The sequence below is a fragment of the Enterococcus thailandicus genome (genome assembly GCF_001886265.1).
GTDB classification, from domain to species: Bacteria; Bacillota; Bacilli; order Lactobacillales; family Enterococcaceae; genus Enterococcus_B; species Enterococcus_B thailandicus.
Genome location: NZ_JXLE01000055.1, coordinates 1 through 356, shown reverse-complemented (window position 1 = coordinate 356; position 356 = coordinate 1). Strand labels below are relative to the sequence as shown.

Below are 356 nucleotides of genomic sequence, written 5' to 3'. Positions count from 1 at the left end.
CCAACATTGGTTTCTTCCTCACTTCTTGACAGGTTTTCAACAGTTAGATCTGCAGCCAGCGTTAACTTCGGTGCTTTGACGATAAATGGTACCGTGTGGCTATATGCAAATGTTTTTCCGCTCTTCAACGTTTCGACAACGCTGATTACAGCCATACTTCCACCAAGTTTAGAGGTGTCTGGATACATTTCGAATTCTTTCACTGACAGTTCATTATAGTTTTCTGTCGAAAGAAATTCATTGATTCGTTGATCCAACTCTGCTTCTGTCGTCCCTTGTTCAATTTCTTGCACTTGTGGTTTCAACCAATTAACGTGTAATAAAGAATAACCATTTGGTGTCAATTCATAGAAAGC

General features: G+C 39.6%; 1 pseudogene. It reads right to left on the bottom strand.

Annotated features, from left to right (window positions below):
* Positions 1-356, bottom strand: a pseudogene (locus tag RV17_RS13565) (hypothetical protein); the annotation flags it as partial.